Annotated in this window: 16 protein-coding genes; 3 read left to right on the plus strand and 13 right to left on the minus strand. The window is 53.8% G+C overall.

Annotated features, from left to right (window positions below):
• Window positions 1-23: 23 nt before the first annotated feature.
• The 11 genes from KXG62_RS12700 to KXG62_RS12750 form a co-directional block, all read right to left on the minus strand.
• A complete protein-coding gene (locus KXG62_RS12700; RefSeq protein WP_218092345.1) occupies window positions 24-632 on the minus strand; it encodes a glycosyltransferase family 2 protein in 609 nt (202 codons plus the stop codon).
• Window positions 571-1,719, minus strand: coding sequence for a glycosyltransferase (locus tag KXG62_RS12705; protein ID WP_218092346.1), 1,149 nt, complete (start codon window positions 1,717-1,719; stop codon window positions 571-573). Before KXG62_RS12705 ends, KXG62_RS12700 begins: the two co-directional genes overlap by 62 nt.
• On the minus strand, window positions 1,720-2,520 hold the full coding sequence (locus KXG62_RS12710) for a glycosyltransferase family 2 protein (protein WP_218092347.1): 801 nt from the start codon (window positions 2,518-2,520) through the stop codon (window positions 1,720-1,722).
• A 173-nt stretch (window positions 2,521-2,693) separates the two neighbouring features.
• On the minus strand, window positions 2,694-3,674 hold the full coding sequence (locus tag KXG62_RS12715) for a ribose-phosphate diphosphokinase (RefSeq protein ID WP_218092348.1): 981 nt from the start codon (window positions 3,672-3,674) through the stop codon (window positions 2,694-2,696).
• A gap of 101 nt (window positions 3,675-3,775) precedes the next feature.
• Complete coding sequence (locus KXG62_RS12720) at window positions 3,776-3,988, minus strand: CLC_0170 family protein (RefSeq protein ID WP_218092349.1); 213 nt, start codon at window positions 3,986-3,988, stop codon at window positions 3,776-3,778.
• Between the two features lie 33 nt (window positions 3,989-4,021).
• The gene (locus KXG62_RS12725; RefSeq protein WP_246627415.1) at window positions 4,022-5,257 is read right to left on the minus strand and encodes a Ger(x)C family spore germination protein; all 1,236 of its coding nucleotides are present in this window, start codon (window positions 5,255-5,257) and stop codon (window positions 4,022-4,024) included.
• A complete protein-coding gene (locus KXG62_RS12730) occupies window positions 5,226-6,347 on the minus strand; it encodes a GerAB/ArcD/ProY family transporter (RefSeq protein WP_218092350.1) in 1,122 nt (373 codons plus the stop codon). The genes KXG62_RS12725 and KXG62_RS12730 overlap by 32 nt, the downstream gene beginning before the upstream one ends.
• 6 nt (window positions 6,348-6,353) lie before the next feature.
• Window positions 6,354-7,985 carry a spore germination protein gene (locus KXG62_RS12735; RefSeq protein WP_218092351.1) on the minus strand — a complete coding sequence of 544 codons (1,632 nt, stop codon included), beginning with the start codon at window positions 7,983-7,985 and terminating at the stop codon, window positions 6,354-6,356.
• 267 nt (window positions 7,986-8,252) lie between these two features.
• Window positions 8,253-8,948: a 2-phosphosulfolactate phosphatase gene (locus tag KXG62_RS12740; protein ID WP_218092352.1), complete on the minus strand. Its 696-nt coding sequence runs from the start codon at window positions 8,946-8,948 to the stop codon at window positions 8,253-8,255.
• A 48-nt stretch (window positions 8,949-8,996) separates the two neighbouring features.
• On the minus strand, window positions 8,997-10,331 hold the full coding sequence (locus tag KXG62_RS12745; RefSeq protein ID WP_218092353.1) for an ABC transporter substrate-binding protein: 1,335 nt from the start codon (window positions 10,329-10,331) through the stop codon (window positions 8,997-8,999).
• Window positions 10,332-10,374: 43 nt separating this feature from the next.
• Complete coding sequence (locus tag KXG62_RS12750; protein ID WP_218092354.1) at window positions 10,375-11,808, minus strand: alkaline phosphatase family protein; 1,434 nt, start codon at window positions 11,806-11,808, stop codon at window positions 10,375-10,377.
• A 164-nt stretch (window positions 11,809-11,972) separates the two neighbouring features.
• On the opposite strand from KXG62_RS12750, the gene KXG62_RS12755 reads away from it, so the two are divergent.
• On the plus strand, window positions 11,973-12,746 hold the full coding sequence (locus KXG62_RS12755) for an AraC family transcriptional regulator (protein WP_218092355.1): 774 nt from the start codon (window positions 11,973-11,975) through the stop codon (window positions 12,744-12,746).
• Between the two features lie 208 nt (window positions 12,747-12,954).
• Window positions 12,955-13,731 carry a DeoR/GlpR family DNA-binding transcription regulator gene (locus tag KXG62_RS12760; protein WP_246627416.1) on the plus strand — a complete coding sequence of 259 codons (777 nt, stop codon included), beginning with the start codon at window positions 12,955-12,957 and terminating at the stop codon, window positions 13,729-13,731.
• A gap of 44 nt (window positions 13,732-13,775) precedes the next feature.
• Here the strand turns inward: KXG62_RS12760 and KXG62_RS12765 are convergent, their stop codons facing one another.
• Together KXG62_RS12765 and KXG62_RS12770 are read right to left on the minus strand one after the other, a co-directional pair.
• Window positions 13,776-15,101 carry an FAD-dependent oxidoreductase gene (locus KXG62_RS12765; protein WP_218092356.1) on the minus strand — a complete coding sequence of 442 codons (1,326 nt, stop codon included), beginning with the start codon at window positions 15,099-15,101 and terminating at the stop codon, window positions 13,776-13,778.
• Between the two features lies 1 nt (window position 15,102).
• The gene (locus KXG62_RS12770; RefSeq protein ID WP_218092357.1) at window positions 15,103-16,428 is read right to left on the minus strand and encodes an ABC transporter substrate-binding protein; all 1,326 of its coding nucleotides are present in this window, start codon (window positions 16,426-16,428) and stop codon (window positions 15,103-15,105) included.
• A 185-nt stretch (window positions 16,429-16,613) separates the two neighbouring features.
• Between KXG62_RS12770 and KXG62_RS12775 the strand changes: the two genes are divergently transcribed.
• The gene (locus tag KXG62_RS12775; protein WP_218092358.1) at window positions 16,614-17,429 is read left to right on the plus strand and encodes an AraC family transcriptional regulator; all 816 of its coding nucleotides are present in this window, start codon (window positions 16,614-16,616) and stop codon (window positions 17,427-17,429) included.
• The last annotated feature ends 36 nt before the right edge of the window (window positions 17,430-17,465 follow it).

Here is a 17,465-nt window from a genome sequence, read left to right on the forward strand (position 1 = left end):
CCGGCGTATGCCGTTTCCTTGGGCTATTCGCTTCGAATGTGCGGCAACGGTTCCGTATGCCGGGCATGATTCAACGTCACTTTGCCCGTCGTCATGTTCCGGTACCCGACCTGATCTGCGCGATCGGCATAATCATCGAATACATTGTCTTCATAGACGGGCGATTTCTGAAGATAACCGACATGGCCGAGCAGCTCGCGGCGAAACAGCATGCAGGCTTGATGAACCTGCTTCTCGCGCGGGACGGATGCGATGACCGGCGTTTGCTTGATCGCCTCGATATGCGCCGGACGCACAACACCGGCGTCTCGCCACTTGTACAGGCTGTGCAGCATCTCCTTGAGCCAGCGGCGCGATACGAGCACGCCCGGCATCATCAGCAGTATATTGTCCCCGGACGCCAGCCTCAGTCCGGCGTTCCCTGCCGCCGCCAGCGAGCTGCTCCAGGGCAGCGTGATCAGCGTAAGCTGCTCTTTACGGCAGTAAGCATCCGTCCCGTCCTTCGAGCCGTTGTCTACGACGATGACTTCCACATCTTCATCCACTTGCCTGCGGATGGAGGCAATGCTCTCAATGAGAAGGTCCCTGCTGTTGTATGTCGGAATGATCAGGCTTGTATTCGACGTATCCACTATCTCTCCCCCCTTGAATATAGTGGCGCTGGCGCATGTCGTCAGGGAACTGCAGTCTCGGACTCGCCTGCTCCATCAGGACGAATAACGCTTCGAGATGATCTCCGATAATAAGCTGTTCGACCTGATTGCCCGATCCGGTATTCTGCTCCTTCCGAACACGGTTCATCGCAATGACGTTCACCGGAAGCGGCGAGCGGGCTATCGTTAATCTTGTCTGAATGGCCCTGGCGTAGGCAACCGGAGGAACGGCGAGCATGCTCGTTCCGATGTGCTCGATCGCCCGGCGCGTCAGCGCATGGGGAACGGCCGTCAGCGAATCGACTTGCAAATCTTTTCTTCCCGTGCATATATTCAAAAACTGCTTGACATGGGATACCATGTCCCGGCGATCCGCCGGCGGCAGCAGCGGCGAAATCGGGTTCAGGACGAGGTCCGCCCCTTTCTCGGCTTCGTATATAAACGGCAGCAGCAAGTCAACGCCGACGGACATATCCGCATCGAGGAACAGCAGGATGTCGGACATGGATACTTTGGCTCCGACCGCGCGCCCGACATCGTAGCCCAGCGCCGCATCGAAATGAACGATCGTCGCCCTGCACGGATGATTGCGGACCACCTCGTAGCTGTCGTCGGACGACCCGTTGATGACAACGATAATTTCTTCGAAAGGCAGGCGTGCCAGTTCATTGAGCTGGCTGTTCAGCGTCACGCTTTCGTTCATTGCCGTAATGACGCAGCCTACCTTCTTCGTTGTCGGCAGCAGCAGATCGTTATGGATTTGAATGTTCGCCGTTTCGCAATATCCGCGAATAAATCTTTTGCAGGCAAGCGGGTAAGTCGACTGCGGAATCTCATTGAACCGGTGCTTGCCGAACCATTCGGCCCAGCATAAGTTAAGCTGGCGGGCCCACTGGACGCTGCTCGGCGGCTCGCCGGCGGCAAGCTTCGGCCAGAACCAGCCGACCGACCGTGCGCCGGCCGCATAAGCCTTCTCTTCCCAGTCCTTCTGAGGATCCTTCGCCGGTGCGCGCTTGCGCGAAAGCTTTGGCTTGCTCGCCGAAGCTTTCTTCCGGGCCATTCTCATCTAATCCACCACCCTTTCGCGTTTCCTTCCAAGATCCGAAAAGTTGGCGCGAGGTCCCTCTTGGCTAAGCAGCCAATGAATCGCTTCGAGATGGTCTCCCGTGATCAGCGGCACCAGCGGGTCGGGCTTTTTCCTTCGCTTTGGATTGACCGCCCCGACATCGACGAAATGTACCGGCTGCACCAGGAGCCCTTTCGTTATCGCGATCGCTTGCGCTTTAGGCGGCACGGCCAGCGACTCCAGCCCGATGATATTCAGCGCTCTCCGGCTCATCGCGTGCGGAATGGTCGTCAGCGACGATCCGCCCAAATCGGATCTTTGCAGCATGGCATTCAATACCTTCTTGCATAAAGCGACAGTCGTAATCTCGCTTGAGCGCAGCTTGCCTTCATACATGTTGAGCGCCACGTCCACCCCGCGATCGACCGCCTCGACAAACGGAATCAGGTTATTGGCGCCGATGACGATGTCCCCGTCCGTAAATAATATAATATCCCCCCTAGCCTCTCTGGCGCCGATGCTTCGGCCGACGTCATGACCGAGCGCAGCGGCATAACGGATCACCCGCGCACCCGCTTGCGCCGCAATCATCGCCGTCCCGTCCTGGGATCCGTTATCAATGACAATGACTTCGGTTAGGGGGTGAACGCTCCTCGCCTCGTGAACGATCTTGTCGATCGTGCGCATCTCGTTCATGGCGGGGATCACCACGGATACTTTCGGCTTGGTGTCGATCTCCGCAGACGCCGAAGCAAGCGGCTCACTTATTCGGTCATCCGGTTGGTCCGTATGTTGCGTCATTCAACCACCCCAAATCGAATAATTTTACGTTATCTTATGGAATGTGCCAGGGAGAGGAGACGGCTAGTGCACAAATTGAATTGGACAATTGTGGAAAAGAGGGGGCATTTGCGGCTTTATGCGCAGAAATGCAAAGCGAGCCTGCCGTGGCAGACTCGCTGGAGAATACAAAGTTATTGAAACGAACCGGTGATCAGCTTGTCCGGGACTTTGTCGAACAGCGGGCTGATGGATTCCCTGTTATGTATTCGGCTGATGGCTTCGCCGAATAACGGCGCGACGGAAACGACCTTGATCTTGGAACAGCCGGCAATATGCGGATTATAGATCGAATCGGTGCCGATGAGCAGTTCAATCGGGCTGTCCTCGATTCGCTTCACCGCTTCCTCGCTCAGCACGATATGGGACAGACAGGCGATGACTCGCGCAGCCCCGCGTTCGACCAGCGTCTTCGCCAGCTCGACCAGCGTCCCGCCGGAGATGGAGAAGTCGTCGATCATGACCGCCGTCTTCCCGCGCACATCGCCGATCAGCTCCATGATCTCGGCCCGCTCGCTGTGGTCTTTCCTTGTCTTGTCCCCGATAGCGAGCGGCGCTCCAAGGTAATCCGCGTACTTGCGCGCTTGCTTGGCAAACCCGGCATCCGGGGACACAATGACCGGATCGGACAGCTGCATGCGCAATAGCGTCTCGCACAGGACGGGGAGAGCAAATAAATGATCGACCGGCTTCTTGAAAAATCCTTGAATCTGATGGCTGTGCAAATCCATGGCGACCACCCGGTCGGCTCCGGCGAGCTCGATCGATTCCGCGCATACTCTCGCCCGGATCGATACCCGCGGTTCGTCCTTCTTGTCCCCCTTCGCATAACCGAAGTAAGGCATAATGACAGTAACCGTGTTGGCGCTCGCCCGCTTGAAAGCGTCGATCCAGAACAAAATCTCGACAAACTCGTCATTAGGGCGAAGGCCGATCGATTGCACCAGATATACGTCCTTATCGCGTACCGTCTCGCCAATCCGGACAAACGTATTCCCGTCGGAAAACGTGAACGATTCCGAACGGCCGACCTCCGCTCCCATATACCGGCACATGCTGTCGGCAAAAGCTTTGCCGGTGCTCCCGGCAAAAATCTTGATCTCACCCATGGACATTCGCGCCCCAATCCTTCCGCTATGAAATGGATACCCTTTCCCATTATTCCACAGCCCGGCAGCGAATGGGGTGACAAAATAATGAACCTTGAGACGGGCCGCTACCACGCCCAGCTTTGCATCGTCCAATACCCGATGAGCGTCAGCAGTCCGAAGCACACATTGAGCCATCCGACGAAGCGGGTCACTTTCTTCTCCTTCATCATCTTCGACAATTCATACGCGCTGACATCCAGCCATAGAATAATGATCCCCGTTACGAGCCATAACGAGATCGCATAGCCGATATAACCGATCGAACCGGTGCCGACCATCCGCGTTCTCCCCTCTCCTTTACGCTTCAAGCGTTATCTGGCTTTCATGCCTACCCGTCGAATTTTAACGTCGATATGCACGTCGATCGCAACTTCTTTATACATCTTTTGCCATTCCCCTTTGTTCCCGACATGCTCGTTCCAAAATTTCGGCTCCTTCGCCCGCACATATTCGCCGAAGCCGAATATGTCGGAGCCGATTTTTTGCGTCGCCTTGATCAACCCTTCATGCAGCTTTTGGGCGCCCTGTTCGTCTTTCCGCTCGATTTCCTTAATGACCTCCGGATTTTCAATACGAAACGCGTCGCTTATTTTTTCCTCAATGTTCAGCTCGTTGAGAATCGTAACTGTAAAATGAGGAAGGCCGTCGCGAATCGAGACGTCGATTTTCGATTTGCGGTGGGTTGCATACAGCGTCACCGTGTCCTCCGGCCCATCTATGCTAATCGTGCCCCGATAGCCGGCCGGGTTCAAGCCCTTGACCCCCATGTAGGCGCCGATCTCAAGCGGCTGCGTGACGCCGACCAGCTTGTCGTTCTTGAACATCGCCAGACCCGAAATTTCTACGTTCTCCGCTTTCATGAGCTCTACATACGGAAGAAGGCCTTCCTGTCCTTTCTTGGACGAATTGCTCCAGAAGTTCCCTGCGAAATCATTCGGAAATTTCCCCATCTTGACGGCGCTGTCCATCGTCGACATCAAGTACAGCGTCGGCACCCGCTCCAGCTTGGGCGACGCTGCCATGAGCTCTCTGGCTTCGCCTTTGGATATCAGCATCCAGGCCATCCGCCGCACCTCGGAGTTGCGCCGGAAATAGTCGTTCAAATTTTGCAATCCTTTTCGCGCCACGGCATCGGAGACGACGATGACGCGCAAATGCCCGAAGAAGAGACGTCCCGACATTTGCTGCTGCAAATTCATGATCGCATCGTCGATCGTATGGCCAACGACGTCAACGACCCATACCGATGATTCGGCTCCGCTGCCCCCGCCGCCGCTTTCACCCGGACCGAGCGGAATTCTTCCGGGAATGGCGATCTGGACGGTGACGCGAATCATTTCTTTTTGCGGGGCGGGGAAGCCCCCTTTGATATGGGAGACCTCATCCTCTTCCTTCTCCGCTTCCGGCTCCGCCTCGTCGACCGAAATACCCAACACCACGGCGCGCTCCTCGATTTCGAGACGGTCCCAGCAACCGGTCAGCAGCGGTACGAGCAGCAGCATGACGCAGAGCAGCTTAACCGCTACGATCCATCGGGGTGTTCCCAACGCGATCCCCTCTCTTCTTGCGGATAATCGAGATTAGCAACAGCGCGCCCGGATAAGCAATCGTAAGAATAAGCCCGATGCGGCCGACATTCTGTATAATTTCGTACATGTGCAAAATGTTGAGCGGCAGCATCGCCATGACGAATACAAGCGGCAGAAGGAAAAGGGAAAACATGCGATGATCGCGCAAACGGAACAGCTTGCTCATGGAGTGAATCGTCAAATAATAGCTTGAGAACAGCGTGGTGAACACGGCGGTTACCCAGACGGCCAGAAACGCCGCATCAAGCCGTTCCAGTATGTTCGCGGGCAGCGACGTCGCTTTGGCCAGCTCGAGCGTCGGCCACAGCAGCACCTTGCTCTCCTCGGCCCCGAACACGCTGACTGTTGCCGTCACGATTGCGACGTACAGCAGGCCTGCTATCAGTATGCCGACGATGCTCGCCTTCATCGCTTTGTCGGGACGGCGCATCGACGGAATGACCGCCGTCAATATGAAAGAGCCTTGGAACAAAGCGGCGATTGTCAGCACCCCGCCGGTCATCCCCTTCGGGTCATTACCCCAGATCGGCTGTAAATTGATGATTTCCGCGTTTTTCAAGGAAAGCGCGACGATCAGCAGGGCTGGACCCAGAAGTGCGGGAAAGTAAAAGTGGTGAATATAGGCAAACGTCGTCATGTCATTGCGCGTGGAGATGGCCGCCAGCACCAGCATGACAATAACGGTCACTTCCACGGGCGTTGTCTTCAATACGGACGTTACGACCACTTCGCCGAACTCGCGCGCCGTCAGCGACGTCAGCACGGCGAAGAACCCAATGATGCACGCGCTGCCGATCCAGGCCGGCCACTTCCCAAGCACCTCTTCGCTGTATTCGATAATCGATTTATCCGGAAAACGCATCCCGAGCAGCGCCACCAGCGCCAATCCGACAAAAGCCAGCAGCATGGCCAGCAGCGTGACGAGCGGGGCGCCCGAATCCGCTGCGCGGACGGCGAACAGCGGGAGCGGGAGCACGCCGACGCCGATGATGGTGCTGACCAGAATGGCGGCCGCCTGGATGGTCGTAATTTGTCGTGAATACTGCATATGTGATCATTCCTTCGATTCTTTGAATTTTAACGGGTCGAGCACATTGACCGGCGGTTGCTTGAGCTGTTCCAGCGTCTTGTCGCTTATTCTCGTCGGGTCGGAAGGGTGGAGAAACGTCGGTCGCTTGTTCATCCACCAGAGCGGGCCGCGAACGACAAGGTCTTTCATTCCTTCGAAATTCCCCGGCACGAGCGGGCTCATGTACGGAACGCCGAACGATTTGAGCGACAGCAAATGATTGGCGATGAGAATCAGGCCGATCATCACGCCGTACAGCCCGAATATGCCGGCCAGCACGATGAGCGGAAACCGCAGCAGCCGCAGCGCAAGCGCCGCGTTATACGCCGGCGTGGCGAATGATCCGATCGTCGTCAGCGCAATAGCGACGACCGTGATGGGACTGGCGAATCCCGCCGCGACCGCGGCCTGGCCGACGACCAGCACGCCGACGATGGAGAGCGCGCCGCCGACTTGCTGCGGCAAGCGGATCGTCGCTTCCCGCAGCACCTCCATCGAAATTTCGATGACGAGCACCTCGATAATCGCCGGGAATGGAACGCCCGCCCGTCCGCCTGCGACCGCGACGGCGAATTCGGTAGGAATCAGCTCCGGGTTGAACGAGATGATCGCAACGTAAAGTGACGGGAAGACAAGCGAGAAGACGAGCGCGACAAGACGGGCAAGCCGGATCGCGCTCATCAGCAGGAACCGTTCCGTGTAGTCCTCCACCGTCTGATAAAACTGGCTGAACACGGTCGGAACGACAAGCGCCAGCGGGGAGCCGTCGACCATGATCGCGACCCGGCCTTCCAGCAGGTTGGCGGCCACTTTGTCCGGGCGTTCCGTATACTGCACCTGCGGGAACGGAGACAGATGGTTATCTTCGATAAACTGCTCCAGATACCCCGAATCCAGAATGGCGTCGATCTCGATGATGGAAAGACGCCGCTTCACCTCTTCGACCAGGTCGGGATTCGTGATGCCGTCCATGTAGCATATCGCGACCTTCGACTGGGTCCGGCGGCCAATTTCCATCGTATGGATACGTAAATCCGCGGTTTGCAGCCGGTAGCGGAGCAGGCCGATATTCGTATCGATCATCTCGATAAAGCCCTCGCGCGGCCCGCGAATGACCTGCTCGGTTGCCGGCTGATCGACGGCCCGCTGCTCGATATGGCGCGTGCCGATGATGAAAGCCTCCGTCAAACCTTCGACGATGACGACCGTATTGCCGCGCAGCACCGCAGAGATCAGTTTGTCGAACCGGCCCTCCGTCGTCACTTCGCTATGAAACAGCGAGTCGTTCATCAGCGTCTCTTTCAACCGGGACCGTTCAATAGACTTGCCTTCCAGATGGGGAGGCGTGTACATAAACGGTTTTAAAATATCCGCGTTGATCATCACCTGATCGGTCATGGTAGAATAATAGAACATGGCGGCAGGGTACGTGCCGAATACGTGAAAACGGCGAATCCCCAAGTCGTCGTTGTTCCCCAATACCCGGTTAACGGACGCGAGTGTCTCTTCGACGCTGCCGCTGATCACCGTACTCTCGGCTTGGCTTGAAGCCGTGTCCGGCACCCGCAGAGGCGGACGCCTTCTCTTAAATTTGTTCAACCATTTGAAAATGGACATGGGTTGGTTTGCACCTGCCAATCTGCCTCTATCGTTTCGAAGAAGCTAGAGTATCTGCGATATTAGTAGAATGGTCATTTTCCTGGCGGTTTAAACGATCATTTCAAAAAAAAGCCGTCGGAACCATCATTCGGCGCGTAAATAAAGAAAAACCGTCCGGTTATCAAACACCGGACGGTCCTTCGCTGTGCGCTCCCTGACATCATTCGGGATTCAGGTACTGCTCCCAAATATCGGTCGACCTCTCATCGGAGAGGACGAGGCCAGTTATAGATTTACTTTTTGCAATCGAACCAATGAATCCCTATAGGGCTCTGCCTTTAGGACAAAATTGAACTTATCCAAGCTTAAGCACAGATCAAAATCTCGGGGAGGAGCGGACGCCGGATCGCGCGTATCCAGAAACGTTCCTGTTCTGCTTTCGTGACGCATAAAGTGTGCGATGGCATTGAAATCTCCCGGCTGTCCTTCCAGGACCTTCTTCACATATTGTGCAAACAGCGTATCTTCATCCGCTTCTTCCTTCGCCTCCCACCCCATGCATACTAAGGATACGCTGGCCGGCTTTTTCATACGGATGTAATCGATGATGGCTTGCGCGTTGACAAAGCTGCCTGTAATGATTTCATCCGCGCCTACTGCATTCGCGATTCCTTGTGTACCCGCGCTTGTTGTATGCACGACCGTCTTACCTGTAAAGTCCACGAATTCAATGGAAGAAGGGGAATTCCCGTAGTCGAAGCCGGGCTGAATGAGCCCTCCCCTTTCTCCCATTAGAATGTAATCCGGATTTTCCTCTTTTAACCTGTATGCCGTCTGGATATCTCCAACCGGAATTAAATCCTTGACACCGCTAGCTGTTACAAAGCAGGCAACCGAGAAAGCCCGGAAAACATCGATGATAACGGTCAGCCCCTTGGCCTTGCGTGCTCCCTCGATTAGCTGATAGATATGGATCTCCATAAATGAGCGCTACCCTTTCTCCGGCATGAATGAGCTGAGGCCACTTGCCTATTGACCCGATTTAATGACTTGATCAATGTTCCCTTTGGCCACATCCGCTTCTTTCCGTAATGCGGTGTTCAAATCGGTGGATCCCGTTACAATCGCCTCGACGGCCCTTACCGCCGCCGTTACGACATAATCCATGTGTATACTTGTTTCTTTCGTTGGAGCGGGCTCCAGGGCCGTAATCGCGTTAATATTTTTCCCATCCAAATCCTTAAGGTCCTTGAAAATTTGCTTTTTGATCGCTTCATCCTTCAGAACGGTCATGACTCCGCTCTTGTTCTGTTCGAGCTGGACCTCGTCGGAAAGAAGATGAGCAATGACTTTAAAGGCGGCATCTTTATTCTTAGAGGTGGGGGTAATGGCTAACAGTCTTGTATATTCCTGCGTGCCCAGGTTCGGAAGATCCTTAAAGACCGGCATTGTCACTAAGTCCCAATCCATCACGCCTTTTTCAAGACGGGCTACGGTATCCATATGTGCCAGATGGCCAACATACATCGCCACATCCTGATCCTTGTAGAAAGAATTGAGCGAGCCCAAATTTTTGCCGGTTGGACGGTTCCCGGGAACCTCGTATATTTTCAACAGTTCACTCAAATAATCGGCCCAAGCATTGTTTGCAATCAATGGAGTATTGGTCTTGTTGTCCACCAGCGGAATGGATCTCTGATTGCTGTGAATTAAGAAGTTCGGGGTGATATCCAAGCCGCGGTACGTTTTCCCGCCTTCGTTACGGGTAAGCTTTCCTGCCAAGGCCCGAACTTCCTCCCAGGTCATCTTATCCTTCGGATAAGGAACGCCGAATCGGTCGAACAACCCCTTGTTGTACATCAGAACTAGCGTTTCTCTGGATACGGGCATAAATTCGATTTTTCCCGGATCGGAATACGCTTTCATTTGGGCAGGCAGTGTAGGCTGCAGACGCTGCAGGTCAAAATTGTATTTTTTTATTAATGGCGTAAGATCGTCGAATACCTCCATCGGCTTCTGCTTGCCGAACCATGCCGGTGTCGTGTAGAACAGGTCGGGCGTTTCGCCTTGAGCAATCAGCTCCTCCATACCGGCCTTGCCGGTAGTCGCTTTAGGCGTCAGCCGAACCAAGTTTACATTGGGGAACTTCTTTGCGATGGGATCGGCAAAATATTGTTTGTATTTGGCGTCATCCAGCGTAGGGATATACGCCTTCAAAGTGACCGGTTCATTGATCGTGTCGAGCAGATTGCTCTTGGGCTCCGGACTTGCTGACGGAGCAGCGGATTCGCTGGCACAACCGATTGTCACCTGCATGGCGATGAGAACTGCGGTACTGATGCTAGCTGCTTTAACTAGGTTCATCGTGTCCACCTCATTTATTCATATGGTTTGCCTTGCTATGCGATTATTCCTTAAAGAACGAGCCGCCGATATATCGGGTGCCGTTGACTTGGAATATGCGGAGCCCTTTCGTTTCCTCGGGATCGGCGAATATCACCTTCTCCAAGCATTGCGGTACGTCGTCTACGCCCTTGAATCCTTCATAAAGAACGCGTCCATCAAAACCGTTCTCCGATAGCCCCAAGAGATGACAAACGGTCGGGGCAATATCTACAATCCCGCAGGGGATGTCAGATACAGCGTTTTCCTTAAAATCCGGACCGTATCCGACGCAGAAAGCTTTCATCTCGTAGGGACTCGTCGATCCGTGAGTAGACCGCCTATCCTTGGAAATGTTGTGTAACATACCCGGAACGCCAAACGGATTAGGGGAATCACTCCACACGGGATTCACGGCAAGCACGGGAATTCGGTTATGCTCAATAGGTCCCAGCAGCTCCTCCATACTGATAACGCCCGAAAGCTCATTCGAATATTCAGGATGGGCAAATACAAGTCCGCACCAGATCTGACGATTTAACCAATCCGCCAAATGCTGGAGCTGCGACCGTTCTGGGCGCCCTTGGCCGAAGTAATACACATAATAATCCGACGTCCCCCACGTTTTGGGTAAATGATTCTCCTTCTCGTACTCCTTCAGCCAATCGCCTAGATGCTTTCGGGGCTCTACGCTGACGTGGCCGTGATCGCTGATCAGAAGCAGGTCGAGCTGATCTTCAAGAGCTAATCTCTTTATGGATGCTACGACATCCGCTACGCATTGATCAACAAACTTCAGCGCTTCGATTGCTTCCGGAGACCCTAAGCCATAAGCATGGTTGGCTGCATCCGGCTCTGTGATCCAAAGCACCATAACCTCGTTGTCCGGATCGGGCAAAATCATCTCGGTCAACACGTTGACGGCCCACAGCGTCTTTTCTTTCTTGAGCGCCGAAGTCTCTTCCGCGGGAGGGCCCATCCGGCGGTGTGCTTCAACGAGACTTGGACTGCCATAGGTCGAGGCGGAATTCATAATATGTTCCGGATTGTTAAAATCCCAAATGAACGAAGCGCCTGGCGAGCTGGAAGCGGCAGCGGCAAATCGTTTCCCGTTAGCCTTCAATCGGTCGCCCAATGTCGGCAGCAGTAATAAAGGACCTCCCGTCTCTTTATGAAAAGCTCTCAAATGCCGGTCGTTGCCGGTTTGGACCCACCCATCGTCCAACGGAAAGCCCGGGATGTGCATACAGTTGCCAAATACGCCGTGACGGCCGGGATATGCGCCTGTCGTTAACGTGCTCATGCTTATGCGGGTTGCCGAAGGGTAGGAGGAATGAAAGGATGAGAAGCGTGTCCCTTTCTTCAAGATTTCGCAATAGGCGGGCATATGATCGGCACTTATGTTGTCTGGCCTTAATCCGTCTGCTCCGATAATGAGTACTCTGCGTCGCTTTTCCATTTGAAGAACGTCCCTTCTGGATTTGCTCTTTTATTGTATAATAATTTTATTGCAACTTCATTGTATCAAGAGGAATACATGTTTACTATTTACGATACTTTTATTTTCTTGTACGATACTTTAATATCATTTCGATATTGAAACCCAAGGCGGGGGGAATGGGAATGGCGATTAAAAATGTAATTCTGCTGGATTTCTCCGAAAAGTGGAAAGCGTATAATAAGATTCTAACTTCTCCGCATCATTTGTTGATTTTTGTCGAAAAAGGAGCTTGTGCATACCGTATCGAGGGGACTCCGTATGTCGTGGAAAAGGGGGATGTATTATTTATTGCAGAGGGTCTGGGACGGCAAGGCGAAGCTGTCAATGAAGATGCTCATACCAAATATTCGATCCATTTTACAGGAGACGATGTGTTCCAGCACTTTCCGGATCTGAATCATAAAGCGGTCGTATTCAAAACGGCGTCGCTTCATTCGTATTTAAAGCAATCCTACGCCCATATGTATGCCATTTGGGCCAAGAAGGATATGTATTTTAAACCGATCTGTGAGTATATGCTGCTGGAATTGATCGTGCGTATTCATCAAGAGTCTATGGTGCAGCAAAGCTCAAGCAAGCAGCCAAGCGTCGTTCAGCAGGTTCGCAATTATATTACGGAGTACTACCGGGAGCCTCTTTCGATTAAAGAGCTGGCACAGTTCGCCAATAGAAGCGAATCGCATATCATTACAAGCTTCAGAAAGCACTACAACATGGCTCCTCTTGAATACATGCACAGGATTCGTATTACGAAGGCCGAGGAGCTGCTCTTAACAACGGGAGCTAATATCGAAAAAATTGCGATGGAGCTTGGCTATTATGATGCTGCACACTTCAACCGTTTGTTCAAAAAGTTAACCGGAATGTCCCCATCGATGTATAGGAAGCTGCAGTAAATACCTTTTATTATCTTTTTCTATCCTTCAATTTTAATTGTAACTGATGAACATGGCAAAAATGACGTATAAATTACTATTTACACAATCATCGGCTGCTTTTTATTATCTTTTTATTCCTTTTTCATGGCATAAAATTGACTTTTCCTTCCGACCATTGATATGATGAAAGCGATTGAAGCTAAACAAGGTCAGGGAGATGAAAGGATTGTCAAAGCTGTTCGCCTACGAAAGAAGGACGAAAATATCCGAATATTTGAATGAGCACCAGCGCGCAACCGTCAAGGAGCTGTGCCAGCTGCTCAACGTCACGCCGGCGACGCTGCGCTCGGATCTGGATGTTCTGGTAAGCGAAGGACATATCGAGCGCACGCATGGCGGAGCGATGATGAAAGCGAACGGGCGAGTCGAATACAAGTTTGCCACCCGGCAGCTGATGAATTCGGACAAGAAGATCTCCATTGCCGGCGAAGCCGTCAAAATGATTTACCCCGGGCAATGCATCCTCCTCGATTCCAGCTCTACCGCCTTCGAGCTTGCGAAACTTTTAGCGAGAAAAGACATTCGCGCTACCGTCATTACGAACGGCATTTATTCCGCCATGGAATTGAGCAACAATGCATTGCTTACGGTTATTTTAATCGGAGGCGTGGTCCAGAGCGGTTCCCCCGTAATCGAAGGCAAGTTCGGCAGCTCGATCTTATGCCAGTTTGATATTGACACCATGTTTACATCCGCAACGGGCTTTACGTATGAAGACGGATTGACGGATTTTAACGTATACGAAGTCGATCTAAAAAAACTGATGGCCAAATTCGCCCGCAACGTAGTCGCCTTGCTGGACAGCAGCAAAATCGGCAATAGCTGCAATAACACGTTCGTTTCCGCCCATCAAATCCATACCCTCATTACCGACCGAAGCCTGGAAGAGCCATTGATGGAAAAGCTGCGAAGCGATCAAGTGAACGTGATGGTCGCTCCCTAATCCGCATTAGCTAACGAACAGATCGCGCCTTGCGCTTGCACCTCTCAATCGGCCTGCGGGACGATCGCTCCGAAGCGCTGAAGCTGCGCCCTGAGCACATCCATCGGCACCTCTCTAACGGATATGCGCCGCTCTGCGGCAATGGAGGCGGCGAGACCTGCCGCTTGACCTGTGGCCATGCAGCTCGCCTGTACCCGGAAGGCGGAATTGGCCATTCGATCGCCGGCGGCACAACGTCCCGCTACGAGCAGGTCGTCGCTGCCCTTCGGGATCAACGCCCGATAAGGCAATGTCGGGACAACGCCCTGCGGAATCATTTTCTGCTCGATATGGTATCCGCTGTGATGATGCAGGTCGATCGGGTAGAAGCTGTAGCATACCGCATCCGGCCATACGTACCCGGAGATATAAGACTGCTCGTCGACCTCGGTCTCGCCTTCGATTCGCCATGTTTCGCGAATGCCGCATTCACCCGCGAAATACCGGACTTCCAAGTTCTCGCATCCCGGCACCTTACGCAGCAGGCTGACGGTGTTCAGCAGCATTTCTCGAGCCTTGATCTCCGCCTGCGTCTTCGTTTCGGAATTCGACCCGTCGATTCCCTGCACATGCATGTTGATCCGTCCGACCTTCAGCTCGTGGTACAGACCGGAGCGGCTGCGGCTGACTTCGCCTTTCGCCAATGCCTCCGTGTAGATCTGCTCCAGCTGCTCTCTCGACACTTCAGCCAGATTATAGCCGCCGATATCGTTGATTAACGTTCCGGGCTGCAGCACCTCGCCCTTTTTACGCGGATAACCCATCATCCCCGTTACGTTCGCGTCGCCGGTCGCGTCGATCAATTTGGCGGCTTTCACCCAAGTCAGGCCCGTCTTGCCGGCTAGCGCCACATCGTATCCGTCCTCCGCCGGCACAATGGCTGCCGGCATTTCGTGCAGCCGAAGGTGGACGCCTGCGTCCAGGCAGAGCCGATCGAGAACGGCGCTGTAGATGAAGCGGTTGACCAATACTTGCTGATGCCAATGCTTCGCGGGCGTAACGGAGAAATCCGGCAGCTTCGCTCCGCCAAGCTTGACGGTCTGCTCAATGATCTCCCAGCCGATGCCGCGAATGACCTGCTTCCCCCAGGCGTGGAACAGCCCTGGGAAATTGACCGAGGCCACGGTCGTTGTACCGCCCAGCACCCCGTTCTTCTCGACCAGCGCCGTTCGCCTGCCCGTTCGCGCCGCTTGAATAGCAGCCACGCATCCGGCGGAGCCCCCGCCGAATACGATGACGTCATACGTCTCCGTGCCGGCCGCCGATTCGCCGTTCATCCGGCGATTCAGACCAAGCGCGTCCAGCATACGGGATTGATGTAAAGTATCCATATTATTTATTCTCTGCCTCCAATGCTTTATTCGCTTCTTCCTCCGCCATTTGCAGTGCGGTGTTCAGATCGGTTTCGCCCATCATGACTCTGGCAAGCTGTTTCGTCAAAGGACTGGCAACGAGCCGGTCATGGATATAGCGCTCGATCGGAGCGGCCGGCTTATTGGTGAATACCGCCGGAATCATGTTCTTATCCTTGAAGGGGGAATCCTGTCCGAACGCCTTGCGGACCGCTTCGTTTTTGACGACGGGAACAAAGCCCTTCTTGGACAGCGTCGTTTGGAATTCGTCGGAGACGAGATAGTTCAGCACTTCCATCCCCTGATCCTTGTACTTGCTCGTGCTTGTCAGGAATAATCCGTTCGGATACGGCTGGCTGCCGATGCTTGGCAAATCGCCAAAGGTAGGCAGACTGACCATATCCCAGTTGAACGTTTCAAAATCCGGCTGAAGCTGCAGGTAGAAGTTCATCACGAACATGGCGACGTTCTTTTCTTTCATAAAGTCGTTGTTGTTTAACGTCCGCTTCAGCGATTTCAAATAGTCCCGATAGCCGCTCGCTTCCGTCGGTTCGACGATGCTTTTGCTGACCATCTTGCGGTAGGCCTCGGTACGAATGGCCGCTTTCTCCGTCGACGAATTGACGTACGGCAGCGAGTAAGGATTCATCGTCAGCATATGGTCAATCGAAACGCCCAGTCCGATATACTGGCGCCCGTCATAACGGGTCAGCCGCTTGCCGAGCTCGATAGCCTGGTCCCAGGTCATGCCGTCCTTCGGATACGGCACGCCGAATTTATCGAAAATATCCTTGTTATAGTAAAGAACAAGGCCGCCGTCATGAAGCGGATACCCGTACAGCTTCCCCGCATTGCTGAGCGATTTGAACACATTCGGCTCGAAACGGTTCATGTCGACCTTGTGCTTCTTCATCAGCTCGGTCAAGTCTTGGCCTAAGCCCGTCTTGATGATGTTCTCGCGCACACCGCTGATCGTATCATGGACAAGATCGATGGTCTGGCCAGAGGCAATCAGGTTGGATATCGTATTTTGACGGTCTTTCGGAATATAGGTAAATTTGTAGTTTGGAAATTTCTGCTTGAGCGCGTTCCCGAACCGCTCGTTCCAGACCTCCTCGCTATTGCCGACTTGACCGAAAATAACAAGTTCAGCCGGATCATTGGCATACGATCGGGCCGGCTCCCCGTCCTTCCGCTCCCCCTGCGAAGCCGGTTGATCCGCCGGGATGCCTCCTGAGCTGCACGCCGTCATGGCCGCAACAGCCAATACACATAAGCTCGTCAATTTCTTCCGATGCTTCCTCAATCCCATACACCCCTTAACCGCTCAGATCGGTGCAGCGGGCCCGCTCCCCTACTCCATTGTATTTGAAAGCCCTTTCAGGTTACCATGCATTATTGTAAAATGAATGATATACTTTTTAACGGAATACGCGGTTTCATCGCAATCGCTCCGGTTGCCGGGCATCCAAGATCTGGGGAGGATCGTTCATGCACATGTTTCCGCTGTGCGGCCATATTCCGCGACTTACTTATTTCAGGCACTTCGTGCACCATGAGCAGTTTTTCCAGTACGAGAGCATTCAGCGCGAATGGCTTGTTTTTGCCATAGCGGGGGGCTCGTTTTACTTTGAAATTGGGGACTGCCACACGACCGCTTCTTTTGGCGATCTTGTGTTCTGCCCACCCGGCGTCGCATTCCGGCGCGTCGTTATCTCCCCTGTCTCCTTGTTCGTGCTGCGGATGGTTTGGATGGACGATGAAGGCCACGCGATCCCGCCGGACCGGCTCGGCCCCCTTCCGTCAGGCAAGGTCAGTCTCAGCAGCTCCGACCGGTTATTGGACATTTACTCGGCCTTTACACGGTACAGCCCCCTGCATGACCGGTGGAGCCGGATCAGCCGCAGCCATACCCTGCACCGGCTTTGGCTGCTGTACTGCGAGGAGATCGGCGAGCTGCTGGAGGACGACCGGCCGCAGCCGGCCGATCCCCTCATCCAGCAGGCCGTCACGCTGATTCAAACCAAAGCGTTCGAGCGGTTCAGCCTTCATGCCGTGGCACAGGAAATCGGATTAAGCCGGATGCAGCTGTACCGAAGGTTCCAGTCCGTGCTCGGGATTACGCCGATGAAGTACTTGACCTCCCTTCGGCTCGAAAAAGCGAAGAGGCTGCTCGCCGAAACGAATCTGAATCTGGATCAAATCTCGGAATGCTGCGGTTACTTGAACGGCTTCTATTTAAGCCGTGTATTCAAGAGCAACTTTCGGATGACCCCCATGCAGTACCGCAAGGAACACCGGCTGTAGGCTGCTCGGGATCGTAAAGAAGCCGGATCGGCGCGT

Origin of the sequence: Paenibacillus solanacearum, assembly GCF_910593845.1 — a bacterium.
Classification (GTDB): Bacteria; Bacillota; Bacilli; order Paenibacillales; family NBRC-103111; genus Paenibacillus_G; species Paenibacillus_G solanacearum.